We start from the raw sequence: 25,565 nt of genomic DNA, 5'->3' as shown, positions 1-25,565 counted from the left end.
GCCCGGGGCTGCGCCGCCCCCCCCGGGGGGGGTTACCAGAACCCGGGGGGTGTACCGGGGGGGCGGCCCGGTGGCCCGCCCCGACGCCGTGCCGCCGAAGTCGGCGGCGTTGGCGGCGTTGGCGGACGCACCGGGGGTGTTGACCGCGCCCGGAACACCGGCCACCCCCGGAACACCGGCCGGGCTCGGGCTGCCGGCCGCGCTCCGAGTATCGGCCGCGCCCGGGGTGTTGGCCGCCCCCGGAACGCCGGCCGGGCTCGGGCCGCCGGCCGCTCCCTGAGCGCCGGCCGCGCTCGGAGTGTCGGCCGCACCGGGAGCGCCGGCCACGTCCGAGCTGTCGGCCGCGCCGGAAGCGCCCGCCCTGCCGGAAGTGCCCGCCGGGCTCGGGCTGCCGGCCGCGCCAGGAGCGCCGAGGGTTCCGGCCGCGCCCGGACTGCCGGCCGCGGACCGGACCTCCGTCCCGAGCAGGGCGGCGGCCTCGGCGAGGTCGCCCGCCACGACGGCCCGCCGGTGCGGGTGCGCCCGCCGCCCGGCCAGCGTGCGCGCGACCTCGCCCACCGTCGCCCCGGGCGGCATGGCCGACAAGTGCCCGGCGAGCGCCCGACCGGTCTCGGCCAGCGCCTCCGGCGTCGGCGCGGACACCGGCAGGATCCGGGGGCCCGGGGTCACCGGACGCGGCCGGCTCGGCGCGGCGCCCAGGATCACGTGCGCGTTGGTGCCGCCGATGCCGAACGCGCTGACCGCCGCCAGCGGTGTGCCGCGGTCGGGCCACGGCCGGTGCTCCCGCGCCACCCGGAACGGCGTGGTGTCCAGCTCCAGCAACGGGTTCGGCCGGGAGAAGTGCAGCGTGCGCACGACCTCGCGGTGCTCCAGCATCAACGCCGTCTTGATCAACCCGGCGACGCCCGCCGCCGCGCCCGTGTGCCCCAGGTTGCTCTTCACCGCGCCGATCAGGCACGAGCCGGTGTCGTCGGTGCTGCCCCGGAACACCTCGGTGAGCGCCTGCACCTCGACCGGGTCGCCGATCCGCGTCGCGGTCCCGTGGGCCTCGACGTAGTCCAGGTCGGCCGGGTCGACGCCGGCGACCTGCTGGGCGTAGTGCACGACCTCGCTCTGACCGCGCAACGACGGCGCGGTGTAGCCCATCTTCTCGCCGCCGTCGTTGTTGATCGCCGACCCGAGCAGCACGGCGGCGATCCGGTCGCCGTCGCGCACCGCGTCCTCCAGCCGCTTCAGCACGACCACGCCGACGCCCTCGCTGGGCACCGTGCCGGCCGCCTCGGCGTCGAACGGGCGGCACGTGCCGTCCGGCGACAGGATGCCGCCCGGTTCGTGCACGTACCCCCAGTCGTGCCGAGGGGTCACCGTGACGCCGCCGGCCAGCGCCGCGTCGCACTCGTAGCCGAGCAGCGCGCGCACCGCCATGTGGGTGGCGGTGAGCGACGTGGAGCACGCCGTCTGCACGGTCACCGCGGGCCCGCGCAGGCCCAGCTTGTAGGCCACCCGAGTGGTCAGGAAGTCCTTCTCCAGCCCGATCACCCGGGCCAGCTCGCCCTGGTCGTCGAGGTCGGGCGCGGGCACCACGTCGGCGCCCGCGTACACGCCGATCCAGCCGGGGAACCGCGTCGGGTCGAGCCCCGCGTCGTCCAACGCGGTCACGGCGACCTCCAGGAACACCCGCTGCTGCGGGTCGATCCCGGCGGCCTCCGCGCGGCTGTAGCCGAAGAACGCCCAGTCGAAGCGGTCCGCGCCGGGCAGGAACCCCTTGGCAGGGACGAAGTCGGGCCGCATCGCCCGGTCCCGGGGCACGCCCCGCGCAACGAGCTGTTCGCGGTCGAACCGCGTGACGCCCTCGACGCCCGCCCGCAGGTTCGCCCAGAACTCGCGGACGTCGCGGGCCTTCGGGTACCGGCACGCCATCCCGACGACGGCCACGGAGCCCCCGGTCACGGGCGCGCGGACTGGTCGATGAGCCGGCTCAGGCCGGCGGGCGTGGGCTCCAGCAGGAACTCCCGCAACCGCACCGTCACGCCCAGCTCGTCCTTCACCAGCCGCAGCAGCTTCACCGCGCCCATCGAGTTGCCGCCGACGGCGAAGAAGTCGGTGTCGGCGGTCACCTCGCCCGCGTCGCGGCCGAGCGCGCGGGCGAAGAACTCCGCGCCCGTCGACGCGGGCGGCGCGACGTGCTGCCCGGCGGGCAGGGCCGCCGCCACCAGCGCACGCCGGTCGACCTTCCCGTTGCCCGTCACCGGAACCCGGTCCACGACCGCCCACAGGGTCGGCACCATGTACGCGGGCAGCCGCTCCGCGACCCGGTCGCGCAGGTCGTCGGTGCGCACGTCGCCGACCGGCACGACCGCCGCGACCAGGCGCTTCTCGAAGGCGTCGCCGTCGGTGACGACCACGGCCGCGTCCCGCACCCGCGCGTCGCCCTTGAGCACGTCCGCGATCGCGGACAGCTCCACCCGGAACCCGCGCAGCTTCACCTGGTCGTCCCGCCGCCCCAGGAACCGCAGCCGCCCCGCCGCGTCCACGCGGACCAGGTCGCCGGTGCGGTAGAGCCGTTCGGGGACGTCCGGGGAGAACGCGCCGAAGGCGCGTGCCGTCTCCGCTTCGTCGTCCACGTACCCGTCCGCCAGGCCCTCCCCCGCCGCGTACAGCTCGCCGACCGCGCCCGGCGGGACGATCCGGTGGCGGCGGTCGAGGACGTGGACGCGGGTGCCGGGCAGCGGGACGCCGATGGGCAGCGGCCCGTCCGCGTCCTCGGCGACCCGGACCGAGTGCGTCGTGGTGAACGTGGTGTTCTCGGTCGGCCCGTAGCCGTTGGTGACGACCAGGCCGGGGTGGCGTGCCAGCACCCGGGCCACGTGGTCGTGCGGCACCACGTCGCCGCCGGTCAGCAACTGCCGCAGCCCGCCGAGCCCGTCCGGCGCGAACTCGGCGACCAACCGGAACAGGCCGGCGGTCAGCCACGCGACGCTCACCCGCCGCCGCGCCAGGAAGGCGCCCAGCTCGGACGCCGACGGCAGGCCCGCCGGGTGGACCTCCACCGCCGCGCCCGCCACGAGCGGCGCCCACAGCTCCAGCGTGGACGCGTCGAACGGCAGCGGGGAGAGCCGCAGCACGCGGTCCTCCGGCGCCAGTCGCAGGAAGTCCGGTTCGTGCACCAGCCGCACCACCGCCCGGTGCGGCACCGCGACGCCCTTCGGCACGCCCGTGGAGCCGGACGTGAACGCCAGGTACGCCAGGTCGTCCGGCCCGCCGGGGGTCGGTTCGGCGGTGGCGGCCGGCCACGACGGCTCCCACGTCGCCACGACCGGGACGTCCCCCGGCGGGAGCGCGTCCGGCGCGTCGAGCAGCGCCGCCCTGGGCGCGGCCTTGGCCAGCACGTGCCGCAGCTGGGCGGCGGGCTGCGCCGGGTCGACGCCCACGTACGCGGCGCCCGCCCAGAGGACGCCGAGCACCGCGACGACTTCGGCGACGGACCGGTCCACGGCGACCAACACCCGGTCGCCCCGGGCGACGCCGGCCTCGCGCAGCAGCCGGGCCTGCTCCGCCGCCGCGCCGACGAGCTGCGCGTAGGTCAGCTCCACGTCCTCCGCCCGCACCGCGACCGCGTCGGGGGTGCGCGCGGCGGCCCGCCGCACCAGCTCGTCCACCGTCACGGCGGGGAAGTCGCGCCGGGTCGCGTTGATCGCGTCGAGCACCGCGCGGCGTTCGGCGGAGATCGCGCGCAGGTCCTCCAGCCGGCCCCGGGCCGTGCCGAGTTCGCGCACGGCGGTGGTGAAGTCGGCGAGGAACGCGCGTGCGTCCGCCTCCTGCCACAACGCCGTCGCGTACTCCAGCTGGGCGCCCAGGGTGGGCTCGGAGCGGCCGAACGACAGCGACAGGTCGAACTGCGCGCCGCCGCCGTGGCCCTCCTCGACGTCCAGCTCCGCGTCGCCGAACGCGAGCCGCCGCGGCACGAGCTGGTCGTGCATCCCGAAGCACACCTGCACCAGCGGGTGCGCGCCGAGGTCGCGTTCGACGCCCAACCGGGCCACCAGTTCCTCGAACGGCAGCGCGCCCGCCCCGATGCTCAACGCCAGCGACTCCTGCACCGCGCGCAGGTAGTCGGCGGCCGGCAGGTCGTCGTCGACGTCCAACCGCACCGGCACCAGGTTGCCCGCCACACCCACCAGCCCGGCCAGCTCCGAGGTGTCGCGGCCGTACAGCGCGACCCCCACGAGGAAGCGGTCGACGCCGGTCCAGCGGTGCAGCGCCAGGCCGTACGCGCCGAGCAGGAACGCGAACGGCGTGATCCCCAGGTCGCGCGCCCGCCCGCCGACGAGCGCGGTCAGCTCGTCACCCAGGTCGAGCGGGACGCGCGCGCCGGACGGGTCCTGCACCGCGGGGCGCGGCCGGTCCGTCGGCACCTCCAGCACGGTCGGCACGCCTTTGAGGTGCCCGGCCCAGAACTCGGCCTGCCGCTCCCACTCGCCGCTGCGCTTGGCCTGCTCCTGGCGCAGCAGCAGCGCGGCGGTCGTCGGCGCGGGTCCGTCGAACGGGCTCGGCCGGCCGGCCGCGAACGCGCCGTACGCACGGGCCAACTCGTGCAGCACCAGGCCGACCGCCCCGCCGTCGAGCAGGACGTGGTGCGCGACCAGCACGAACGCCTGGCGTTCGGGTCCGGCCACGAACAGCAGCCGCCACGGCGGCGCGGAGGCCAGGTCGAACGGGACCCGCCCGCTCGTGGCCGCCACGTCCCGGACGTGCGCGTCGAAGTCGTCGCCGGCGAACGCGACGTCCTCGATCGACGGCGGCGCGTCGGTCACCACGGGGGTCACCTGGCCGTCGCGTTCCACGAACACCGTGCGCAGCGTGGCGTGCCGCTCGGCCACCGCGGCGGCGGCCCGGCCGAACAGCTCGCGGTCCAGCGCGCCGGCGGTGACGGCGCAGGTGAACACCAGGTTGTAGGTCGAGCCGCCCAGCACCTCGTCCACCAGCCACATGCCGCGCTGCATGGGCGTCAGCACGGGCGTCGGGGCGTCCGCCGGTTCGGGCCGGGCGACGCCGACGACGTTCGCCAGCACCTCGCCGAGCGGCACGGGCGAGAGCAGGTCGGACACCGACAGGCGCACGCCCAGGTTCTCCTGCGCCAGTGCGGTCAGGCGCATCGCGCGCAGCGAATCCCCACCGAGCCCGATGAAGCTGCGCGTGGCGAACCCCTCGGTGCCGGCGCCCGACCCGAGGACCGACAGCGCGTACTCGTCCAACGTCATCTCGCGCTCCTTCGCTGCGTGCCGGTGGACCTAGCGGGGGCGTTCCGGCGTGCCGCGCTCGGTGCGCGCGGCGGCCAGCAGGTGCTCGCGGCCCGTGCCGCGGAACGCCGACGCCCGCGGCCGCGCCGGCTCGGCGAGCAGGTCGGCGTGGCCGCGCACGGTGCCGGCGCGGAAGAGGTCCACCGCGCGCAGGGCGCGGCCGGTGGCCAGGTTCAGCTTCTCCACCAGCAGGACGAGCCGCAGCGAGTCGCCGCCGGCGTCGAAGAACGTGGCGTCGTCGGGGACCTGCGCGACACCGAGCACCTCGCACCACGCGGCGCGGACGACGGCCAGCCGCGCGTCGGGGTCGTCGAGGTCGACGCCGTCAGAGGTCTGGGGTTCGGACATGGGGTTCCTCCGCTGAGTGGGCGAGGGCGTGCGCGCTGTGCCGCAGGTCGTCCAGCAAGCGCTCGATCGTCTCGTGGTCGAACCGGTCGAGCGGGTAGTCGAAGGCGAGCGCCAGCCGCGGCCCCTCGTCCACCCGCACGAAGAGGCCGAGGTCGTACTTGGTGCGCACCTGGCCGTCGAGCCGGTACCTGCCGCGCACGCCCGGCGCCAGCTCCAGCTCCGCGGGCAGGTCGTCCACGTTCACCAGGACCGGGGTCAGCGGCGGCCAGATCACCCGGCGGCCGGGGTTGAGCGCGGTGGCGATCGCGTCGAGCGGCACGTCGGAGTCCAGGAACGCCTCCATCGCGCCGATCCGCGCCTCGCCCAGCACGTCGCGCCACGACGTGGTGGCGTCCACCGTGATCCGCAGGACCAGCGTGGACATGAACATGCCGATCGCGTCGGCGGTCGCGGGGTCGTCCCGGCCCGGCCAGCCGAACGCGAACAGGAAGTCGCGCTGGCCGGTGGTGCGGGAGAAGGTGCCCGCCAGCAGGGCCGCCGCCGTCATGAACGGCGTGCAGCCCTCCTGCGCGGCGATGTCCAGCACCGCCGCGCTCAGCTCGGGGTCGAGCACCACCCCCCGGCTCGCGCCGATCTCGGACGGGTGCTCGGGCGTGCGGTCGCGCGGCAGCTCCACCGTGGTCGGCGCGCCGCGCAGCCGCGCCACCGCGCCCGCGACCCGGGCGGCCAGTTCGTCCCCGGTCAGCGGGCGCACCAGCTCACCCGGGTGGGCGGGCTCGGGCAGGTCCGGGTCGCGTCGGTCGAGCAGCGCCCGGTACGTCTCGATGATCTCGTCGACCAGCAGGTGCCGGGACCAGCCGTCGAACGAGATGTGGTGCATGGTGAGCACCAGCAGCGTGGTCTTCGCGTCCACCTTGACGACCTCGCCGCGGGCCTGCGCCTCGGTGGCGAGGTCGAACGGCGTCCAGGACAGCAGCTCGACCAGGCGCTCCAGCTCCCGCTCGCTCCAGCCGTCGGCCTCCGCGTCGATGACGCCCACGTCGCCCGGCGGGCCGTCCGTGCGGTAGCGCACGCGCCCGGCGGCGGGGTCGAACCGGAACCGCGACCGCAGCGCGGGGTGCCGCGCCAGCGCCCGTCGGGCGGCGGCGGCGAGCAGTTCGTGGTGGACGGGTCCGGTGAACTCCAGCACCGTGGGAATGAGATATGTGGGACGGAGTTCTTCATCGCTGTCCAACACCCAGATGCCCTGCTGGGCCGGGGTCGCGTCAAACCACAAATGTGCACCGGGCAGCGTTCCACCCAAAATTGACCACCCCCCAGGTGGGTCAAATTTTCCCCCAGACGCCGACCGAGGCTAAAGCCGTTTCGCGGACAGTGTCAACACCACCGAACGCGTTCGACCGCAGCATTTCCCGGACTTGCCCGATCGCGTGGAATATTCCACGCGACGGCGACGCGGTGCGCCCGCCCCGCCGGTGATCCACGTGCTGAGCAGCGCCGAAGCATGGGTGTTGACGCAGTTCACGGGCGCGTGCTTCACTCCGAACGAGGCGGGGGAACGAGCCGACACCGGGGATGTCGGACGCTGGGGGCATTTTTTTCGATCAGCACCGGCAGGTCACCGATCACCACTGTCGACCGGTGACGGGACCGGCCGGACGACCGCGCCCTGACCTACTCTCCCCGAAACAACCATCGCACCCGAAATCGGACGAATAAGTCGGTGGAGCCTCGCGAAGAATGGGGAGGGCATGACCACGCACGAGACCGCCGCGGCGCGCTGCCCGGTGCACCTGGGCCGGGACGACCTGGTCGACCCCACGCTCTACAGCGACGGGAACGCGTACGCCGTGTGGCGCGAGCTGCGCGCGATCGACGGGCTGAGCTGGCGGCAGGTGGACGACGAACGCGGCTTCTGGTCCGCGGTGCGGTTCGCGGACGCCGACCAGGTGCTGCGCGACCACGCGACGTTCACCTCCGAACGCGGCACGCTGCTCGACCTGCTCGGCACCGACGACCCGGCCGGCGGCACGCAGCTCGCCGTGACCGACCCGCCCCGGCACACCGAGATGCAGGGCAGGCTGAAGCGCGCGCTCACGATCAAGGCCGTGGACAAGCAGCGGGACATGATCCGCGACCACGTCGTGGCCCTGATCGACCCGATCGGCGACGGCGGCGCGTTCGACTTCGCCGAGGCCATGCTGGCCATGCCGATGTCGGTCACCGGCACGATGATGGACCTGCCCCGGTCGGACTGGCCGTGGCTGACCCGCATCAACACCACCTGCATCGCCCCGGACGACCCCGAGTACCAGCTGGAGGGCAACCGCGGCCTCACGCTGGCCCTCGCCCACCACGAGCTGTTCGGCTACTTCCAGGACCTGGTCCGGCACCGCCGCGACCACCTGGGCGACGACCTGATCTCCGTGCTGATCACCACGGAGTTCGAGGGCCGTCACATGTCGCTCGGGGAGATCGTGTCCAACTGCTACAGCCTGCTGCTCGGCGCGAACGTCACCACGCCGCACTCGCCGAACTTCGTGCTGGCCGAGTTCGCCGGGACGGGCGTGCTGGAGGACTGGGCCGACCACCTCGACGTCAACGGCACCGCCGTCGAGGAGGCGCTGCGGTGGGCGTCGCCGGTGAACCACTTCCTGCGCTACGCCACCCGGGACACGGTGCTGGCGGGCACGGAGATCGCCGCCGGCGACGCCGTGGTCGTGTGGCTGGGCGCGGCGAACCGGGACGACGCCGAGTTCCCCGACGCGTCCACGTTCGACATCAGGCGCAGGCCGAACAAGCACCTCGCGTTCGGCGCCGGGCCGCACTACTGCGTCGGGCACAGCGTGGCGCGGGTGACCCTGCGCATCCTGTTCGAGGAACTGCTGGCGCGGTTCGAGGACTTCCGCCTGGCCGGGGAGCCCGAGCGGCTGGTGTCCAACTTCGTGTCCGGCTACAAGCACGTGCCGATCACCGCGCGCCGTCGTGCCGCATGAGCGGTCGCTGGCTGCGCAACCACGCGCCGCGCGCCGACGCGTCGGTCCGGCTGCTGTGCTTCCCCTACGCCGGGGGCAACGCGGCGATGTTCCGCGAGTGGCCCGCGCTGCTGCCCGACGAGGTCGAGCCGATCGCCGTGCAGCTGCCGGGCCGCGACGACCGGTACGACGAGCCGCCGCACACCGACATGGCGGCGCTGGTGGCCGAACTGCTGCCGGCGGTGCTCCCGGTGCTCGACCGGCCGTTCGCCTGCTACGGGTTCAGCATGGGGGCGCGCGTCGCGCTGGAACTGGCGCACGCGTTGCGCGCGCGGGACCTCCCGCTGCCGGCGCGGCTGTTCGTGGCCAGCAGCGCCGCGCCGTCGCTGCGGCTGCCCGTGCGCGGGTGGTCCGAGCCGGACGAAGGGCTGATCGCCTACCTGCGCGACCTCGGGGGCACGCCGGCCGCCGTGTTCGACCACCCGGAACTGCTGGAGCTGTTCCTGCCGCTGGTGCGCGCCGACCTCGCGGTCGTCGGGCGGCACGAGCCGCCGCCGCGGGCGCCGCTGGACGTGCCGATCCGGGCGTTCGCCGGCGCGGCCGACACCGGCGCCTCACCGGACCGGATGGAGCCGTGGCGGGCCGAGACGTCGGCGGCGTTCGACCTGACCGTGGTGCCGGGCGCGCACTTCTTCACCGACGACGGCCTGCGGCAGGTCCTCCGGACCGCGGTGGAGGACCTGCTCGCCGTCGGCGCGGCCGGTCAGTAGGCGGCGTCCAGCTTCGCCCGCTGCTCGGGCGTCAGCTCCAGGTCCGCCGCCGCCAGGCTCTCGTCCAGCTGCTCCACGGACGACGCGCCCACCAGCGGCACGATCGGCAGGTCGCCGCCGATCAACCACGCCAGCACCACCTGGTTGACCGTCGCGCCGGTCTCGGCCGCGACCTCGGCGAGGGCCTGCCGGCGCACGGCGGTCCCCGCGTGGTCGAAGTCGGGGCTGAGCGGCTTGTCCTCGCGCACGTACCCGCCGGACAGCAGCGGCGAGTACGCGGCCAGCGTCAACCCCGGCGTCTCGCGCAGGTAGGCGAGCAGGTCGCCGGTGGCGATGCCCTGGTTGCCGTCCTGCGAGCGGCGGCCGGGGCGGTCCGTGCGGGCCCGCAGGTAGCTGTAGTGGTACTGGAGCACCTCGTACCCGGGCAGGCCGCGGGCGGCGGCCAGGGCGCGGGCGCGTTCCACCCGCCAGGACCAGTGGTTGCTCACGCCGAGCAGGCCGGCCACGCCGTCCCGCACGACCTCGGCGAAGCCCTCGACGGTCTCCTCCAGCGGGGTGCCGGGGTCCTCCACGTGCGCGTACAGCAGGTCGATCTTCTCGACCCCGAGCGCGTCGCGGCTGCGTTCGGCGGACTCGCGGATCGCCTTGGCGGACAGACCTTCGACGTTCTCCGCCTTCGCGGTGTCGGCGAAAGCGAGGCCGGCCTTGGTGGGCCGCCCGCCGAGCTTCGTGGCGATGACGACCTCGTCGCCCACGCCCCGGCTCGCCCGCCAGCGGCCGAGCACCGCCTCGCTCTCGCCGCCCTGCGTGGACCCGTACCAGAACGCGTAGTTGTTGGAGGTGTCGACGAACGTGCCCCCGGCCTCCACGAAGCGGTCGAGGATGCGGAACGCCCGCTCCTCGTCGGTGGCGGTGCCGAACAGCATCGCGCCCAACCCCAGCACGCTGACCTGCCGCCGGGTGGCCGGGTCCTGCCCGATGGTGCGGTACCTCATCCGCTGCCTCCTCGCCTCGGTCCGCGCCCGGCGCGGGACGTCCGGGCGCACAGTACTACAGCACGTCATCGACCAGGCGCGGTCCGCACTTCCCGCGTCCGTCCACTGTGGATCGCGCAGGACCGGGCCGCGACAGCGGTTCGGGACCGCGAAGCGGGGGCGCGACCGGCGCGGGTCAGAGCGCCAGGCGCAGGTGGTCCAGGCCGACGTACGCGAGGTTCGCGCCCCACTCGACCCCGCCCTCGGCCACGGCGGCGTCGGGGAACCTCCGGGTGAACCCGCGCAGCAGGGTCGCCGCCTCCAGCCGCACGAGCGGCGCGCCCACGCAGTAGTGGGCGCCGAACCCGAAGGCCAGGTGGCGGTCGGCCGGACCGGTCGACGCGGCGGCCGCCTCCTCGAACAGGCCGCCGGCGGCCAACGACACCAGCACGAGGTCACCGCGCCGCAGCCGCTCGCCGTGGAACAGCAGGTCCTCCGCCACCACCCGACCCACGTTGCGCAGCGGCGGGCGTTGTTCCAGCACGGACTCGACCAGCGCCTCGACCTCGCCGGGCACATCCCCGGCGACCAGGTCCCACCGGGCCCGGTCGGTCAACACCGCCAGCAGGCACGACCCCAGCAGCGACGCCGTCGTCTCCAGCCCCCCGAACAGCAGCATCGCCCACGTCGCGGTCGTGCGGGCGCGGTCGGCCGGGGTGTCGCGGGGGAAGGCCGCCAACGCGGGCGATCCGCGCAGCGCCTCCGTCATCTCCGCCATGGCCCGCGTGGCCGCCTCGGCGTGGTCGCGCCGGTACATCGCGGCGATGAACGCCGAGAGGGCCTGCGACCACCCGTGCAGCACCGCGGGTTCCGCTTCGACGCCCACGAGGTGGGCCATCACCCGTCCCGACAACCCCTCCGCGAGGGCCGGCACCGCGTCGTGCCGGGGGTCGGCCGCCAGCTCGTCCAGGCAGTCCTCGACCAGCCGCTCGACCACTCCCGCCAGGGAACGGGTGAACGAGGCGGAGAACAGCCGCTGCACCGGTTTGCGGAGGGCGGCGTGCTCCGCGCCGTCGGTGTGCACGAACCACAGCCGGAGGAACTCGGTCAGCTCCCGGTACTCCTCCCGGGACCGCTCGGTCATGTACAGCTCGGCGGACCGCTCGGAGGTGCGCGACGAGAACGCGCGGTGCTTGAGGACCACGCGGGCCAGCACCGGGTCGGACACCACCCAGCACTCCAGCCCGTCGTCCCACGTGATGCCGGGCGTGGCCGCGCCCCCGCCGGCCCCCGCCGCACCCCCGCCGACCGCGGTCCCGCCTCGGACAGCCACGCCGACTCCTCCCACACGGCGGCGCGCGACCGTTCCCCGACGATCGGCGCGGCGGACCTCGCGGTCCGGTCGTGGAGCTTCGAGTCCCCCCAAGGGAATCCCCCACCCGGTTCGAGGCTAGGAGCGTTCACCGATCCGTGTCAACGCGGGCGACCGAAACCCTCCACCGGGCGAGGTGCGGCTCGATCCCGTTGCCGTGCCGCCACTTCCCCGTCCGCCGACCGGGGCCGGCACCGATCCGGGTGATCCGGTCACCGACTCGGTCGGGTGAAATTCACGGGGCCGTCGTCCGGCTCCGGGGCGATCATGCCGCCGCTGTGGTGCGGTGTGCGGAAGACCAACACGGGTGCGGGCGAGTGCGTGGAGGCGGGCGTGATGCGGTCGAGGGCGCGTCGGACCGGGTGGGCGGCGGCCGCGGCGGTGGGGCTCGGCGCGCTCCTGTGGGCCGGTCCACTCGCGACGCACGCCCAGCGGACCGCGGTCGCGGCGGCGGGCTTCACCTGCGGAGCGCTGTACTCGGTGCAGGGCGCGGGCGCGAATCCGGGCGCCCGCGCGATCTGGTCGGTCGACCCCGCCACCGGCGCGGGCACGCCGGTCGCGGCGTTCGGCGGGGTGACGGGCACGATCAACGCGCTCGGCATCACCGCGGGCGGCACCGCCGCCTACGGCGTGGCGGCCAACGGCACGGCCCGCACCATTCACCGCTTCGACACCGCGACCGGCACGACGACCTCGGCGCCCGGTGTCGCCGACGCCCCGGTGACCCACGGCGCGGTCAACCCCCGCAACGGCTTCTACTACTACGGCGGGTTCGTCGGGACCACGCTGAAGGTCTACGGCCACGACCCCCGCACCGGCACGTCGCTCGGCCTGGTCGCGCAGGGCGCCACGCCGACCGACGGCGCCAACGGGGACTGGGCGTTCGACCAGCAGGGCAGGCTGTACGTCGTCGGCGGCGCGGGCGGCACGAACAGCGTCTTCGTGGTCAACGAGGAGATCCCGACGACGGCCGGGCCCGCGCGGGCGATCACCGGTCGCCGGATCACCACGATCAGCACGCCGGGCCAGGCGCTCAACGGCATCGCGTTCGCCGGTGACGGCTACCTCTACCCCGCCAGCGGGACCACGCTGTACCGCGCCAACCCGAGCACCGGCGAGGTGCTGGGCAGCCGCGCCCTGTCGCAGGCCGGTTCGGTCGACTTCGGCTCGTGCGCCTCGCCGAACACGATCGTCGTGCGCAAGGACTTCCCGCTGGGCCGCGTCACCCCGTCCGACCAGGCCACCGTCACGGTGACCGGCGGTGGCATCACCACCGGGAACACCGGCACGACGAGGGGTTCCGACGTGGGGTTGCAGACCGAGCCGGGCGAGATGGCCGGACCGGTGTTCGGGCTGGCCGGGAGCACGTACACCGTGTCCGAGTCCGGCTCGGGCACGAGCGAGAGCGGACCGACCGCCCCCGGCTACGAGCGCGGGTGGGAGTGCGTGAACCAGAACAACGGGCAGGTGCTGGCGCGCGGCACGGGCACGAGCGGGCAGTTCACCATGCCCGACGGCGGCGCCGCGGGCGTCGCCGCGCTGTGCACGTTCACCAACACGGCCAGGGTCTCGCGGATCGACCTCACCAAGGAGGCCGGCGCGATCGCGGACGCGGACGGCAACGGCCCGGACGCCGGCGACGCGATCCCCTACACCTTCACCGTCGCCAACACCGGCACGGTCGTGCTCGAGACGATCCGGGTGGACGACCCGAAGGTCGGCCCGGTGACCTGCCCGCCGGGTCCGCTGGCGATCGGCGCGTCGACCACCTGCACCGCGACGTACCGGCTCACCCAGGCGGACGTGGACGGCGGCAGCGTGCCGAACACCGCGACGGCGACCGGGACCGCGACGAACCTGCCGGACGCGACCGACGAGGACTCCGTCACCACGCCCGTGCCGGTGACGAGCGCCATCTCCCTGGTGAAGGCCGCCGCCGGCGTCGCCGACGTGGACGCCAACGGCCCCGACGCGGGCGACACCGTCACCTACGCGTTCACCGTGACCAACACCGGCAACGTCACCCTGACGGGCGTCGCGGTCGACGATCCCCGGGTCGGCCCGGTCACGTGCCCGTCGACCACCCTCGCACCGGGCGCGTCGACCACCTGCACCGCGCCGCCCTACCCGCTCACCCAGGCCGACGTGGACGCGGGCGCGGTCGACAACACCGCCACCGCCACCGGCGTCCCGCCCACCGGCGACCCGGTGACGAGCAGCGACCACACCACGACCCCGGTGGAGGTCGTCGCCGGCCTGGAACTGGACAAGCGGGCCACGTTGGCCGACGCCGACGGCAACGGCCGGGCCGACGCCGGCGAGCGGGTCGACTACTCGTTCGTCGTGACCAACACCGGCTCCGTCACCATCACCGACCCGACGATCGTGGACGACCGACTGGCGGCTGCCGGGGTCGCGGTCACCTGCCCGACCGGACCGTTGCCGCCGGGAGGCAGCACCACCTGCGCCGCGACCTACGTCGTGACCCGGGACGACGTCACCGCGGGCGCCATCGTCAACACGGCCACCGCCACCGGCCGGACCCCGGGCGGCGGCGCCGTCGACTCCCCACCCGACACGGCCACCGTCCCGTCGGGCACCCTACCGACCACCACCCCACCCGAGCCTCAGCCCGAGCCGCAGCCGACCCGACCCGGCACGCCCCCGCACCCCGAGCGCCCCCACGACGAATTGCCGAGCACCGGCGTCAACGTGGCCCTGGCGGCGCTCTCCGGGCTGGCCGCCGTGGCCCTCGGCCTGCTGGCACTCCGCGCCGGAAAGCCCCGCCGCGAACGGTGACACCCCCACGCCCCTGTGGTTCCCCGCCGGGTCCGGTCCGGACCGAACCCGGCGCCACCCCGTCAGGCCGGTTGGACGAGCGGCCCCAGCAGCCAGTTGCCCGGGGCGTTCTCGTCGTCGCTGAGGTAGAACTCGGTGATCGCGGTCCGGAACTCGTCCTTGCCGATCCGGCCGTCGCCGTCCCGGTCGAGCCGCCGGAACGCGTCGCCGGAGTACGACGGGTCGATCCCCAGCCCCTCGTACATCCGCACGTACTCGTCGAACACGAGCGAGCCGTCGCCGTTGGTGTCCACGATGCGCATGAAGGCGTCGGCGATCCTGATCACCGCCGCCTCGAAGTTGCCGGGGGCGGTCACGCTGGACTTCATCAGGTCGATGAACTCCTCCCGCGCGACCCGCCCGTCGCCGTCGGCGTCCCCCTCTTCGAGCAACCGCCACCAGCTCGCGAACGCCTCCCGGACCGGCTCGGCGTTCCCGGGGTCGGCGCCGCCCGGCAGGCCGGTGAACAGGTCCGCCATGCCCCGGAGGTCGTCGGCGGTGAGGTAGCCGTCCCCGGTCCGGTCGAACCAGTCGAAGAGGACGGTGAACTTCCGGTCCTTCGTGTCTGACATCTTCGGCTCCTCTGCTTCGGTTCCACGAGGGCGAACGCCTCGTGCGCCCCGGAGGCGAAGAAGTCGAACGGCAACCCGGTGCCCGGCCGGGACGGGGAGTCGGCCCGCACCGGCGACCCCACGATCCGACCGGCCGACGCCTCGACGTCGCGTTCCCGCGCAGTCCGCCGGGAGTTGCCCATCTCCGCCCCTCGGTCAGGGGTTCGTCCCCTGCCTCGACGGTGGCAGCGCCGCCTGCCCGACGGCCAGCGACTTCACCCGGCGGATCGGGCACGTCACCCGAGCAGGTCTCCCGGCGGACCAGGGGCTCAGGACAGCCCGGTCTGCGCCCAACCGCGGACCGGCAGGCGGTTGGCCATCTGCAGCACGAGGACGGTGCACGCCACCGCCGCCGCCACACCGAGCAGCCAGAACGCGCCGAGCCCCAGGCACGCCGGCGCCGACACGTCGTGACGCCCGAAGACGTACCCGGCCGTCCACCCCAGGGCGAGGACACCGGCGCCCGTGAAGGTGATCAACAACGGCAGCGTCGACCCCAGGAAGTGAGGTCGACGCCGTTGGCGCTCCTCCAACCACCGCTCCCAGCCGAGCCCGCCGCGCACCCGGTCGCTCAGCTCCTCCTTGATGTACTCGGCGACCCGGAGGGTGCCGAAGTGCTGCGCCACCAGACGACCGCAGAGGAGGTACGACCCGAACGGGACGATCAACAGCAGCGCCGTCATGCCCGGCCGCGTGAGGGCGAAGCCGAAGATGGCGCCGGTGAACGTCAGCTGCAGGGACAACATCTGCTGCTGGGCCTTCACCCTGTCCTGGATCTCGTCGCGGAGGGCGGCGAACTCCGCCAGAGGCCCGTCCGCGCTCCCGATCTCCCTGTCCGCCAAGGACGACATGGCCCACGACCGTACGCACCCGCCCGCCCCCGGAACGCGGAACCGACCGCAGGTCACCCGGACGGCGCACACGGCCCGCACCCACCGGATCACCGGGTCCGCCGCCCGACGGACCCGGTGATCGGCGCGTGGCGCGGGATCAGGCCCTGGGGAGGGTGAAGATCAGGCCCTCGCTCGGGTTCGACCAACTGCCCTTCACGTCCACGGTGACCACCTTCGCCCGGTGCTGCTTGTCCGGCGTCAGCCCGGTGATGGTCGCCTGCTTCTCCGTGACGAAGACGACGTGCCCGCCGTCCAGGTACACGTGGTAGCCGGCGGTCGGGTTCCACCACGAGCGGGCGTCCCACGCCAGCGTCACGGAGGTCGGGGTCGACGAGACCACGTGCAGCGCGTCCGGGCGGATCGGCCGGTCGGCGTGGAGCATCAGCGCCTGGAGCGTGCCCAGCAGGTCGTTCTGCGCCGGGTCGTGCGAGCAGGACGCGGTGATCGTCGGGCCGAACGGCGTGCCGTCGGCGCGTTCCGGGCGCAGCGTCAGCGCCAGGTCGTCCACGCGCAGGTCGTAGGCGCCCGGCACGGGCAGGTACAGCGCCGGGAAGGCTCCCGCGGCGCGCACGGCGGTCGTGCGGACGTCGGTGATCCAGGTGGGCGCGAGCGTGAACGCGGCCCGCGTGGTCCGCGTCCCGTCCGGGCCGACGACCCTCGCGTCGAGCGTCGCCGTGCTGTCGCCGTCCAGGCGCACCCCGCTGCCGACCGGCAGGGCCGGCCGCAGCTCACGCAGGTCCAGGTCCACGTCGAGGAAGGCGTAGGTGCCGCTGGGGGCGCTGTTCGGGCCCGCCTCGTCCGGCAGCCCGCCGACCACCCACGCGGTCAACGCCACGGTCGGGCCGGCGGAGGTCGTGCAGGTGTAGTCCATCCGCACCGCGGTCGTCTGCGCCGCCGCCGGACCCGCGGCTCCCGCCAACGCCCCGGCGGCCACCAGGGCCGAGGCCAGGGACAGAGCGGTGACGCGGAATGTGCTCCATTTTTTGCGCAACTTTACGTCCCCTCCGTGTGCACTCGCCCACGTTCAGTGTTCCGCAAATGACGGTCGGTGTGCGTGGACCGTTCAGTCGCAGTGGCGGGAAGCGAAGTTGCCCCGTTCCGGCGAAGCACTCAGGGGGTCGGGGTCTGCCGGATCAGGACACCGTCCGCCGGGTCGGCGGATATGCCGAATGCCAGGGCGCGGTTGTTGCCGATCACCACGTCCCGGATCCCCCGGGCGCGGTCGAAGCCGTTGTCCCGAACCGGGGTGCGCCGCCAGTGCGCGCCGTCCGAGGAGTGCCAGATCACCCCGGCGACGTCACCGTACGTGCCACCGGGAGCGATGAAGCCCGTTCCCCGGTTCCGGATGGCCCACAGGTAGCGGTCGTGCGCGGGGACCACTCCGGCGTCGGGGAGCGTCCCGGGATCGGTGCGGGCCGGGCGCCACGCGCCGTCGCGTCGGCACCACATCCGCGGCTCGTCGGAAACGCGCTCCTGGTCCGGCGCCGGGCACCGTTCCACCACGACGACGGAGGCGTTGCCGGCGATTCCGCCGATGCCGGTCCTGCCCGTCTGGGGAAAACCGGCGGAAATGTCGTGCCAGGTCGTCCCGTCGGCCGACGACAATATCGAACAACGGTCACGATCGCACAGCCCCAGCAGGAAATCGTTCGACGTCGCGGCCGCGACCGGCGCGTAGTCCTCGTACCCGGCTTCGGGTTCGGGGATGGCGAACATCCCGGAGAAGGACCGCCCGTCCCGGGAATACCACGCGCAGACCTCGCGGTGTTCGGTGTCGAAGCCGCCGTTCGCGCCGACGACCAGGACGCCGCGCGGCCCCGCGGTGATCACCAGGTTCCGCGGTGCCGGCGGGTTTCGGTCGCCCGGCAGGAGCGGGGTCGACTCCCACCGGTCGCCGCCCTCGGTGCGCCAGACCGCCGGTCCTCGCGCGTCCCACCCCAGGAGGTAGGCGGCCGGACCGTACCCGCTCACGACGTTGACGTGGCGTTCGAGCGTCACCACGTCCCCCGGTGCGCTTTCGCGCCAGTCCACACCGTCCGCCGACACGTGCACCCGAGAAGGGCCGTCGAGGGACGAGTGGGCCATGACGAACCCGCCGTCCCACGGAACCGGGGCGTCGCCCCAACCGGGCACCACCCAACCGGACTCGCAGCCCACGCGTAATCGGCTCACCGCCGCGACGGGATCCCCTCCCGAGCGGTCGCCGGGACGGCCGTCCACCGCGTGCAGCGCAACGAGTGCGACCGTGACCGTCAGGGCGAGGGCCACGACGACCAGCGCGATCACGCCACGTCGGTCGTGGGTCGACCGGATGACGACGCTCCCCACCCTGCCCGCCTGCACGACGTCGCGGGCGACTCCGCTGCCGCGTCCTCAGCGATTACGACCACCTCACCGCCCCGAGCGCCCGCACACCGCCGACCCGCGGACCTGATCGTCAAGCTACGGCAGGACGATGTGGCATAACCACCCCTGTGCCGAGCGGAGCAGCGCTCCGACCGGTGGCGTCGTCCCGCCTTCACGTGCTCTCAGCGGTCTTCCCCGTACCCGCGGCAGTGTCACGCGGCACGAGGACGCGCCACCGGTCCGGCAGAGGAGGCAGCACGACGCCTTCCCCGCGCACGAACTCCGCCCTCCACCGCTCCCGGCGGCGGGCGTACCGGTACTCCCACACGGCGGCGACGAGGTGACAGACCAAGGCCGCCACCACGATCACCCGAGCGAGCACCCCTTCCACCCCGACCAGGACCACTGCCAGCACGGCGACCAAGAGCAGTTCGCACAGCGCCCAGACCACCGCGCCCCACCGGCGCGCCGGGACGTCGGCGCGCAACGCCGTCAGCGTGTCGACCTCATCCGCGCCGTGCTCGCGGATGCGCGCGACCTCCGCCCTGCGCCGTCGCGACTCCCGGAACGCCTCGATGATCGCGTTCGCACCGGCCGCACCCAACCCGACACCGGCGGCACTGGTGAACCAGGCATCGGGCCCCACCGCCACCACCGCCACCGCGGCCACGAGATCCAGCACACCCGACCCGACCGACAACCACAACTCCCGCCGGAGGAGCCCACCGGGCAACTCCCCACCGACCGAAGTCGCCACCGGCCGCAACGCCACCATGTTGACCACTTCGTCCCGCGCCCGACGAACCCTCTCGTCCACCGCGCCTCCCCCGGCACTCATCCCACCCACCCACGGCTAACCACTCGCCCACCACCTCAAACGCCGCCGAACCCGACCCGACCGCCGACGGTCGAACCGATCCCTTCGCCATCCGCGGACCGGCCAAGCCGGGGCGGCGACTAACCGTCCGCGGCGACGAGCCTGCCGGACTCCCCGCCGATGCGTTCCAGCACGGCGCGCGCGGCTCCCCCCGTGAGGATCACCCAGCTCGGCGTAGAGCAGTTTCCGCACCTCACGGGCTCTGCCCACGCGTCACCGGTGAACACCGAGGTTCGCCGCTATCAGCCTGTTCGCGAGTTGCCTCGCCTCGTGAGCTTCCCGCGGACCGCACGGATCGTCGTGAGCGGCGGCGTTGGAGAGTGCGGCGAGCCTGCGGGCGTCGCGGCGGACATGGGCGGGTGCCCAGCCCTCGGTGGCACGGTCGTTGGCCAGCGTGGAGAGGCAGAACCGGTGGTCCCTGAGCCCGCGTGCCCGCTGACCAGCGCCTCTCGTGCTGTTGACCTGGACGAGCCAGTCGGGGCCGTAGTACTGCCGCAGTCGCGCCTCCAGAGCGGGTGCGACCGCGCGCGCTCCGGATAGCGCCGCTGCGCGGACGACGTCGGCATGGTCCGTGCCATGCTCACCATCACGTTGGGAGAACCGGATCAAGCCGTTGTCTCTCCAACGGTCGGCACGGCGGCCTGAAGGCTCGGCATGTCGCAACCCGTCGGGCCGCCTGATCGCGAAGTAGAGCACGAGCCCGATCGGCAGAGAACCGAGCGCCGCCACACCTGATCGGTCGGCGTAAACCAGGCTCAAGAGCAGGGCGATGCCCGTCTCGGCGACGAACAACCCCACGGCCACGAGGGGAACTCGCCACCCCCGGCCGGTGCTCCACCGGCGCACGCACACCGCCCACGCCGCACCGACGGCGACGCCGAACCCGATCGCGGCCATCACGATCACCACCTCCGCCGTCGGCGGAGTGCCGTTGAGGGTCCCCGCCTGCGCCATCTCGACGGCGTACCGGTGCCACACGCCGGTGGCCAACCACCCGGCGAAACCCGCGAACATCGCCCGACCTTGCCTGCGCTGGCGCATCGTCGCCACCCCTCCGGTGCTCCGCTCGAACCCGCTGCGTGGTGGCAGTCGGCAATTCGTTCATGATGGCGTAGCGGGCGTGAGGGGTCGGAAGCAACCGCGACCGATGGGTGGTGGCGGTGGAACCTCACCGCCGACCTCGGAGTCCCGGCGCTTCCCGCGCCGAGACCACGACGGCGCGATCACGGAACGCTGACCCGAAGGACCGTGTCAGGTGCCCCGCAGGTGGTCCACGAGCCGGAAGAACTCGTCCGGTGGGAATATCCGATCCAGTTCTCCGTTGTTCCCGTCGGCGTGCAACGGGTGCAGGCGGCCCTTGTGGTACCAGAACACGTCCAGGCTGAGCCGGTCGCCGGCCTGTGAGCCGACCTCGTAGACGAGCTTCAGCAGCGGCTCCATGGTGTTGATGTCGCGGTGCTTCCGGATCGGCACCGCGACGATCTGGTGCTCGCGGGGGATGCCGACGAGCGCTCCGTGCGGGAGGTCGGTGCCCAGCAGCTCCTCCAGCCGCACCAGCTGCGCGACGCCCGACACGCCCTGGTCGACGACGACGTGCAGCGGCGAGCTCTCGGGCTGGTCGTAGGTCTGGACCGACACGTTGTCGCCGCGCATGTTGTCGATCGCGCGGAACAGCAGGTCCTGGTGGGCGATGCCCCACCGGGCCGCCAGGTGGCCGAGGACGGGGAACGCCCGCTGGTGCCTGCCGGACTCGCCCGGCCCCATCGCCACCAGGAGCGCGGCGAACTCGTCGTTGAGGTAGACGGTGATCGCGTCCGGGCCGAGGTCCGCGGTCCGGGTGATGACGAGGCGGAACAGGGAGTCGCGCTGCGCGGCGGGTATCGCCAGCAACTCGCGGCACGGGCTGTGCTGGGTGCAGTCCTCGGACGCGGTCGGTTTGCTCTGCCGGAAGATGGACATCGCCTCGGTCTCTCCCTGTGTGGTCGGGGCAGTGATCTCATCGCTGTGTCAGGTCGTCATGCGCTTGAGCCGAACCCGTACGCCGTCGGCGCGCAACCAGCCGTAGCCGACGTCTTGCAGCAGTCGCAGCAGTGCGTCGAAGTCCATGGTCGTCCACTGTGGACCGTTCCGGCGCAGGAACGCTTCGAGGAACGGGGTCGCGCCGTCGTCCCAGTCGGCGGCCTCGCGCGCGTCCAGCTCCCAGTCCAGTTCCCACAGGCGCAAGCCGTCAGGGTTGGCGGTCAGCAGGAAACGGCCGTCCGGCGTCAGCGTGACATCGCGCACGCCGCGCTCGTGACCGTCGAGCACCCGTAGCGGTCGCCCGGTGCGGACGTCCCGCACCACCGGGTACGACCAGGCGCCGCACGTGACCGCGAACCGCCCGTCCGCGGTCATCCGGACCGCGTTGAGCCTGGTCTCCGGCCCGTCAACGGTCCAGATGACGTCTCCGGTCGCCATGTCCCACAGCCGGAGGCCGTCCTGGCCGCCGGTCAACGCGAGGCGGCCGTCCGCGCTGAGCGACACCCGTCCCGCTCGCCACCCGAAGCCGCTCGGCAGGTCACGGGTGACGCGCCCGCTGCGGAGATCCCACAGCCGCAGCCCGGAATACGTCGTCGTCACGGCCAGGCGGCCGTCGCCACCCACGGCCAGGTCGTCGTAACCGACGCTCAGGTCGGCGGTGCTGCTGCCGTCCGGTACCGCCAGCTCCCGGATCAGGCCACCGGTTCCCGGGTCCCACAAGGGGAGCCGGCCGATACCCACCACGGCATGCCTTCCGTCGGCGCTGAACCGCACCGGCAGCGACCCGCCCATCGACCACCGCGTAGCGGTCAGGACGCGCAGGCAGGTCGCGCTGCCGGTCTCCCACAGCCGGATCGTGCCGTCCCGGCTCGACGACAGCACCCGTCGCCCCTCGGCGCTCAGGCAGACCGACCCGACCTCGCCGCGGTGCCCGCGCAGCTCCCGCAGACAGGTGCCCGACCGGGTGTCCCACAACCGGATCGTCCCGTCACCGTCGCCCGACACCGCGAGCCGTCCGTCACCGGTCAGGTCCACCGCGCGCACCGCCGTGCCCGCCGCGAACAGGGTGGACGACCAGGCCGACCGGAGTCCGGTGCGCACAGCGCGGCGGCCCAACGCCCACCACGCCGTCATGACCCGCGACGCCCGCTCGTACCCGTCGACCGCCCGTGCCTGCCGCAGCAGGTCGAGCGCCGCGGGCAGGCGGTCGGCCGCCATCGCTGCCTCCGCATCGGCCAGCAGGGCGTCGACCCGGTTGCCCCGCTCGTTCAGCTCGACGTGCGGAAATGGTCGGCTCAGCAACGCCGTGCCGCGGTGCTCGCCGGGCAGTCGCCACCGCCGGACCGTCCCGTCCTGGCCCGCCGAGAGCGCGAACCGGCCGTCGACGTGCACCGCGGTGGTGCCGTTCCGGTGGGCCTGGAAGGTGCGCAGGCATCGGCCACCACCCAGCTCCCACAACCGGATGGCGCTGTCGTACTTGCTGCCGGACAACAGGAAGCGCCCGCTCATCGACAGGGTGTCCGGCGTCGACTCGCTCGCCAGGACGTGCGCGAGCCGCCCGTCGGCCAGGTCCCAGACGTGGACGGGCTCCTCGAAGGAAGCGGTGGCCGCGAAACCGCCGTCCGCGCTGAAGCACAGGGCGGTCACCATGAACCCGGGCACGGTCAGCTCGCGCTCGCACGAGCCGTTCTCCAGGTCCCACACCCGCACGACGGACGTGGGCGAGCCTTCCGGGCGCCGGCCGACCGACAGCGCCCGGCGGCCGTCGGCGCTCACGTCGAGTGGGCCCGCGGCCCCGCGGAGCGAGCGGGCGCGGTGGCCGGGGGGGGTGGGGGGCGGTGGGCGCGCCGGCCCCCACCCCCGCACGGGCATTCAGGCGAAGCGTGAGGGCGCTGCCGCCCTCCGCGCCGCCGAGTCCCATGCTTCCACTCTCTCCCGGGCGGCCGTCACCTGCCAGTGGTGGTTCTTACTAGCAGTGACGATAGTGGTACTGTCACTTCCTGCCTCCGGCCGCTCGCACTCCGTATTCACCGAAGGGCCTAAGGTGGGACGTGTGGCTGAGAACGCTCACCGGCACGAACTGGCCGAGTTCCTCCGGGCCTGCCGACGCCGCCTGGGTCCCGAGCAGGCGGGTCTGCCCGTGCACGGCCGCAGGCGCACCCCCGGCCTGCGCCGGGAGGAGGTCGCGGCGCTCGCGGGCGTGAGCTCCACCTGGTACACGTACCTGGAGCAGGGGCGCAAGGTCCAGGCGTCCCGCGCGGTGCTGGACTCGCTGGCGAAGGCACTCCAGCTCAGCGTCGTGGAGGCGGCCCACCTGCTGCGCCTGGGCGGCTTCGCCGAGACCGGGCCGACGCCCGCGCCGTCGGACGAGCTGGACCCCGCGTTCCGCCGGCTGGTCGACGAGCTGGAGCCGACGCCCGCGTGGGTGCTCGACCGGTACTGGGACCTGCGCGCGTTCAACGCCGCCGCGGCCGACTGGCTGCCCGAGGTCCGCCACGCCCCGGTCCGCAACCTGTTCCGGTGGGTCATGACCGCGCCCGCGGCCAAGCAGTGGCTGGTCGACTGGGCCGAGGAGGCCCGGTCGCTGCTGGGGCAGTTCCGCGCCATGGCCGCGCGGCACCCCGGCGACGCGCGGTACCAGGCGCTGCTCGCCGAGGTGATCGACGCCGACCCCGCGATCGGCACGTGGTGGTCGCGCCAGGAGGTCCGCTCGGGCGCGCCCGCGGAGAAGCGCATCGCGCACCCCACCCTGGGGGTCCGGACCGTGCGGCACATGGCGTTGCAGGTGGTGGGGCGGGAGGACCTGTCCGTCGTGGTGTGCCTGAGCGGTTCGTAGGGCGCTCCCGGACGGTCCACTGAGGACCGTGCGGTCGCGGTGGCCGGATCTCGTCCCAAGAGGACGGTCGGCGCGGCGTGCGTCCCGGGCGTGGCGGCGCGACGACCCGGCGGGGCGGTTGTCGGATCGGACGTGCGGCGGAACAACGCCCACGTCACGCACGGTGATCACCCGCGGTCGCCGAACGTCCGGTGATCGGCCGCCTGCCGGCCCCGCCCGCCACCCTCCCGAGACGGGAGTCCGAAGTCCCCACCGCAGCGTCCGAGGTGCGGAACGAGGCCACAGCCCGCCCCACGTGTGAGAAGGTGTCGCCCGCAAGACGGCGGACGGGTGGGTCGCCGCACGGCCACGAGACCGGGCGGGGACCGGCCCGACCCGAGGCGCCACTCCCCCGCCGCCGGCACTCGTCGCAGGTCATCCCCGCGCGAGACCCGAATACGATGACCGTGGCACAACGCTCGGCCGGACTGCGGAGAGACCCCGATGACAGATCACCGGAAGCGAGAACTCGGCGCGTTCCTGCGGGCCAGGAGGGAACGGCTCAAGCCGCAGGACGTCGGGCTGGCCGCGGGCGGCGGGCGGCGCCGCACCCCGGGCCTGCGGCGCGAGGAGGTCGCGCAGCTCTCCGGCGTGGGCCTGACCTGGTACACCTGGCTGGAACAGGGCCGGGACATCCCGTCGTCGCGACAGGTCATCGAGGCGCTCGCGACGGCGCTGCGGCTGGACGACGACGACCGCAGCCACCTGTTCGAGCTGGCGGGCTTACGCGCGGCCGCGCAGCCCTCGCCCGGCGACAAGCTGCCCGCGCTGGTGCAGCGCGTGCTGGACAACCTCATGCCCAACCCCGCGTACGTCTTCGACCAGCGGCTCGACATCCTGGCGTGGAACGCGGCGCAGGCGAAGCTGTGGCTGGACCCGGCGAAGGTCGAGCCCGCCGAGCGCAACCTGCTGTGGCTGATCTTCACCGACACCGCGGTGCGCGAGCTGCTGGTCGACTGGGAGTCCGCGGCGCGCAACGTGCTCGGCCAGTTCCGCGCCTCGGCGGGCCGCAACGGCAACGACCGGAGGTTCGCCGAGATCGCCGACCGGCTGCGGGCGGTGAGCCCGGACTTCGGCAAGCGCTGGGACTCCTACCCGGTCGCGGAGTTCAACGTCGAGGTCAACGAGCTGGACCACCCGCTGGTCGGCCGCATCGACCTGGACCTGCTGCACCTGCGGCTGGTCGAGCACCCGACGTTGACGGTGGTGCTCCAGACGCCGGCGACGGCCATCGACTCGGCCCGCCTGGCGACCCTTCTCGACCGCCTGGACCGGTGACGGCCACACCGCCGGACCGCGCGCCGGCGGGTCGACCGGGTCCGGACCGCCCCGACGGACGTGGTGGTGGGCGCCCGGGGGATTGAGGC

General features: G+C 73.9%; 19 protein-coding genes. 5 read left to right on the top strand and 14 right to left on the bottom strand.

What is annotated here, in order from left to right; all coding sequences use genetic code 11:
- From ACFXGA_RS30560 to ACFXGA_RS30545, 4 genes are all read right to left on the bottom strand, one after another.
- A partial coding sequence (locus tag ACFXGA_RS30560) for a beta-ketoacyl synthase N-terminal-like domain-containing protein (RefSeq protein WP_378093847.1) occupies positions 1 to 1,950 on the bottom strand: 1,950 nt, incomplete at its 3' end.
- Entirely contained in the window at positions 1,947 to 5,261 is a 3,315-nt protein-coding gene (locus tag ACFXGA_RS30555; RefSeq protein WP_378093845.1) for an amino acid adenylation domain-containing protein, read from the bottom strand. The genes ACFXGA_RS30560 and ACFXGA_RS30555, both read right to left, overlap by 4 nt.
- Before the next feature lie 30 nt (positions 5,262 to 5,291).
- Positions 5,292 to 5,648, bottom strand: coding sequence for an acyl carrier protein (locus ACFXGA_RS30550; RefSeq protein WP_378093843.1), 357 nt, complete (start codon positions 5,646 to 5,648; stop codon positions 5,292 to 5,294).
- Complete coding sequence (locus tag ACFXGA_RS30545; protein WP_378093849.1) at positions 5,626 to 6,885, bottom strand: condensation domain-containing protein; 1,260 nt, start codon at positions 6,883 to 6,885, stop codon at positions 5,626 to 5,628. Before ACFXGA_RS30545 ends, ACFXGA_RS30550 begins: the two co-directional genes overlap by 23 nt.
- Positions 6,886 to 7,399: 514 nt before the next feature.
- Between ACFXGA_RS30545 and ACFXGA_RS30540 the strand changes: the two genes are divergently transcribed.
- Positions 7,400 to 8,644, top strand: a complete 1,245-nt coding sequence (locus ACFXGA_RS30540) for a cytochrome P450 (RefSeq protein WP_378093841.1) — start codon at positions 7,400 to 7,402, stop codon at positions 8,642 to 8,644.
- The gene (locus ACFXGA_RS30535) at positions 8,641 to 9,393 is read left to right on the top strand and encodes a thioesterase II family protein (RefSeq protein WP_378093839.1); all 753 of its coding nucleotides are present in this window, start codon (positions 8,641 to 8,643) and stop codon (positions 9,391 to 9,393) included. Before ACFXGA_RS30540 ends, ACFXGA_RS30535 begins: the two co-directional genes overlap by 4 nt.
- Here ACFXGA_RS30535 and ACFXGA_RS30530 read toward each other — a convergent pair.
- The gene (locus ACFXGA_RS30530; protein WP_378093837.1) at positions 9,387 to 10,388 is read right to left on the bottom strand and encodes an aldo/keto reductase; all 1,002 of its coding nucleotides are present in this window, start codon (positions 10,386 to 10,388) and stop codon (positions 9,387 to 9,389) included. The two genes, ACFXGA_RS30535 and ACFXGA_RS30530, sit on opposite strands and share 7 nt — an antisense overlap.
- Positions 10,389 to 10,563: 175 nt before the next feature.
- Complete coding sequence (locus ACFXGA_RS30525; protein WP_378093834.1) at positions 10,564 to 11,700, bottom strand: hypothetical protein; 1,137 nt, start codon at positions 11,698 to 11,700, stop codon at positions 10,564 to 10,566.
- Between the two features lie 267 nt (positions 11,701 to 11,967).
- On the opposite strand from ACFXGA_RS30525, the gene ACFXGA_RS30520 reads away from it, so the two are divergent.
- Entirely contained in the window at positions 11,968 to 14,538 is a 2,571-nt protein-coding gene (locus tag ACFXGA_RS30520) for a hypothetical protein (protein ID WP_378093832.1), read from the top strand.
- 62 nt (positions 14,539 to 14,600) lie between these two features.
- Here the strand turns inward: ACFXGA_RS30520 and ACFXGA_RS30515 are convergent, their stop codons facing one another.
- The 8 genes from ACFXGA_RS30515 to ACFXGA_RS30480 form a co-directional block, all read right to left on the bottom strand.
- A complete protein-coding gene (locus ACFXGA_RS30515; RefSeq protein ID WP_378093829.1) occupies positions 14,601 to 15,149 on the bottom strand; it encodes an EF-hand domain-containing protein in 549 nt (182 codons plus the stop codon).
- Positions 15,150 to 15,457: 308 nt separating this feature from the next.
- Positions 15,458 to 16,039: a hypothetical protein gene (locus ACFXGA_RS30510; protein ID WP_378093827.1), complete on the bottom strand. Its 582-nt coding sequence runs from the start codon at positions 16,037 to 16,039 to the stop codon at positions 15,458 to 15,460.
- A gap of 139 nt (positions 16,040 to 16,178) precedes the next feature.
- Positions 16,179 to 17,072 (bottom strand): DUF6801 domain-containing protein, encoded by an 894-nt coding sequence (locus ACFXGA_RS30505; RefSeq protein ID WP_378093825.1) that lies wholly within the window; start codon positions 17,070 to 17,072, stop codon positions 16,179 to 16,181.
- A 119-nt stretch (positions 17,073 to 17,191) separates the two neighbouring features.
- A complete protein-coding gene (locus tag ACFXGA_RS30500; RefSeq protein ID WP_378093823.1) occupies positions 17,192 to 18,367 on the bottom strand; it encodes a hypothetical protein in 1,176 nt (391 codons plus the stop codon).
- A 232-nt stretch (positions 18,368 to 18,599) separates the two neighbouring features.
- Positions 18,600 to 19,244 carry a hypothetical protein gene (locus ACFXGA_RS30495; RefSeq protein ID WP_378093821.1) on the bottom strand — a complete coding sequence of 215 codons (645 nt, stop codon included), beginning with the start codon at positions 19,242 to 19,244 and terminating at the stop codon, positions 18,600 to 18,602.
- 273 nt (positions 19,245 to 19,517) lie between these two features.
- Positions 19,518 to 20,345: a hypothetical protein gene (locus ACFXGA_RS30490; RefSeq protein WP_378093819.1), complete on the bottom strand. Its 828-nt coding sequence runs from the start codon at positions 20,343 to 20,345 to the stop codon at positions 19,518 to 19,520.
- A gap of 210 nt (positions 20,346 to 20,555) precedes the next feature.
- Positions 20,556 to 21,263 carry a hypothetical protein gene (locus ACFXGA_RS30485; protein ID WP_378093817.1) on the bottom strand — a complete coding sequence of 236 codons (708 nt, stop codon included), beginning with the start codon at positions 21,261 to 21,263 and terminating at the stop codon, positions 20,556 to 20,558.
- A gap of 48 nt (positions 21,264 to 21,311) precedes the next feature.
- The gene (locus tag ACFXGA_RS30480; RefSeq protein WP_378093816.1) at positions 21,312 to 23,099 is read right to left on the bottom strand and encodes a WD40 repeat domain-containing protein; all 1,788 of its coding nucleotides are present in this window, start codon (positions 23,097 to 23,099) and stop codon (positions 21,312 to 21,314) included.
- A gap of 277 nt (positions 23,100 to 23,376) precedes the next feature.
- Here ACFXGA_RS30480 and ACFXGA_RS30475 point away from each other — a divergent pair, with 277 nt between their 5' ends.
- Complete coding sequence (locus ACFXGA_RS30475; protein ID WP_378093814.1) at positions 23,377 to 24,159, top strand: helix-turn-helix transcriptional regulator; 783 nt, start codon at positions 23,377 to 23,379, stop codon at positions 24,157 to 24,159.
- A gap of 483 nt (positions 24,160 to 24,642) precedes the next feature.
- A complete protein-coding gene (locus ACFXGA_RS30470; RefSeq protein WP_378093812.1) occupies positions 24,643 to 25,476 on the top strand; it encodes a helix-turn-helix transcriptional regulator in 834 nt (277 codons plus the stop codon).
- Positions 25,477 to 25,565: the final 89 nt, after the last annotated feature.

It is taken from the genome of Actinosynnema sp. NPDC059335 (assembly GCF_042752395.1).
In the GTDB taxonomy this organism is placed as follows: Bacteria; Actinomycetota; Actinomycetes; order Mycobacteriales; family Pseudonocardiaceae; genus Actinosynnema.
The sequence above is the reverse complement of the archived record's forward strand: the minus strand, read 5'-3'. Positions and strand labels throughout refer to the sequence as shown.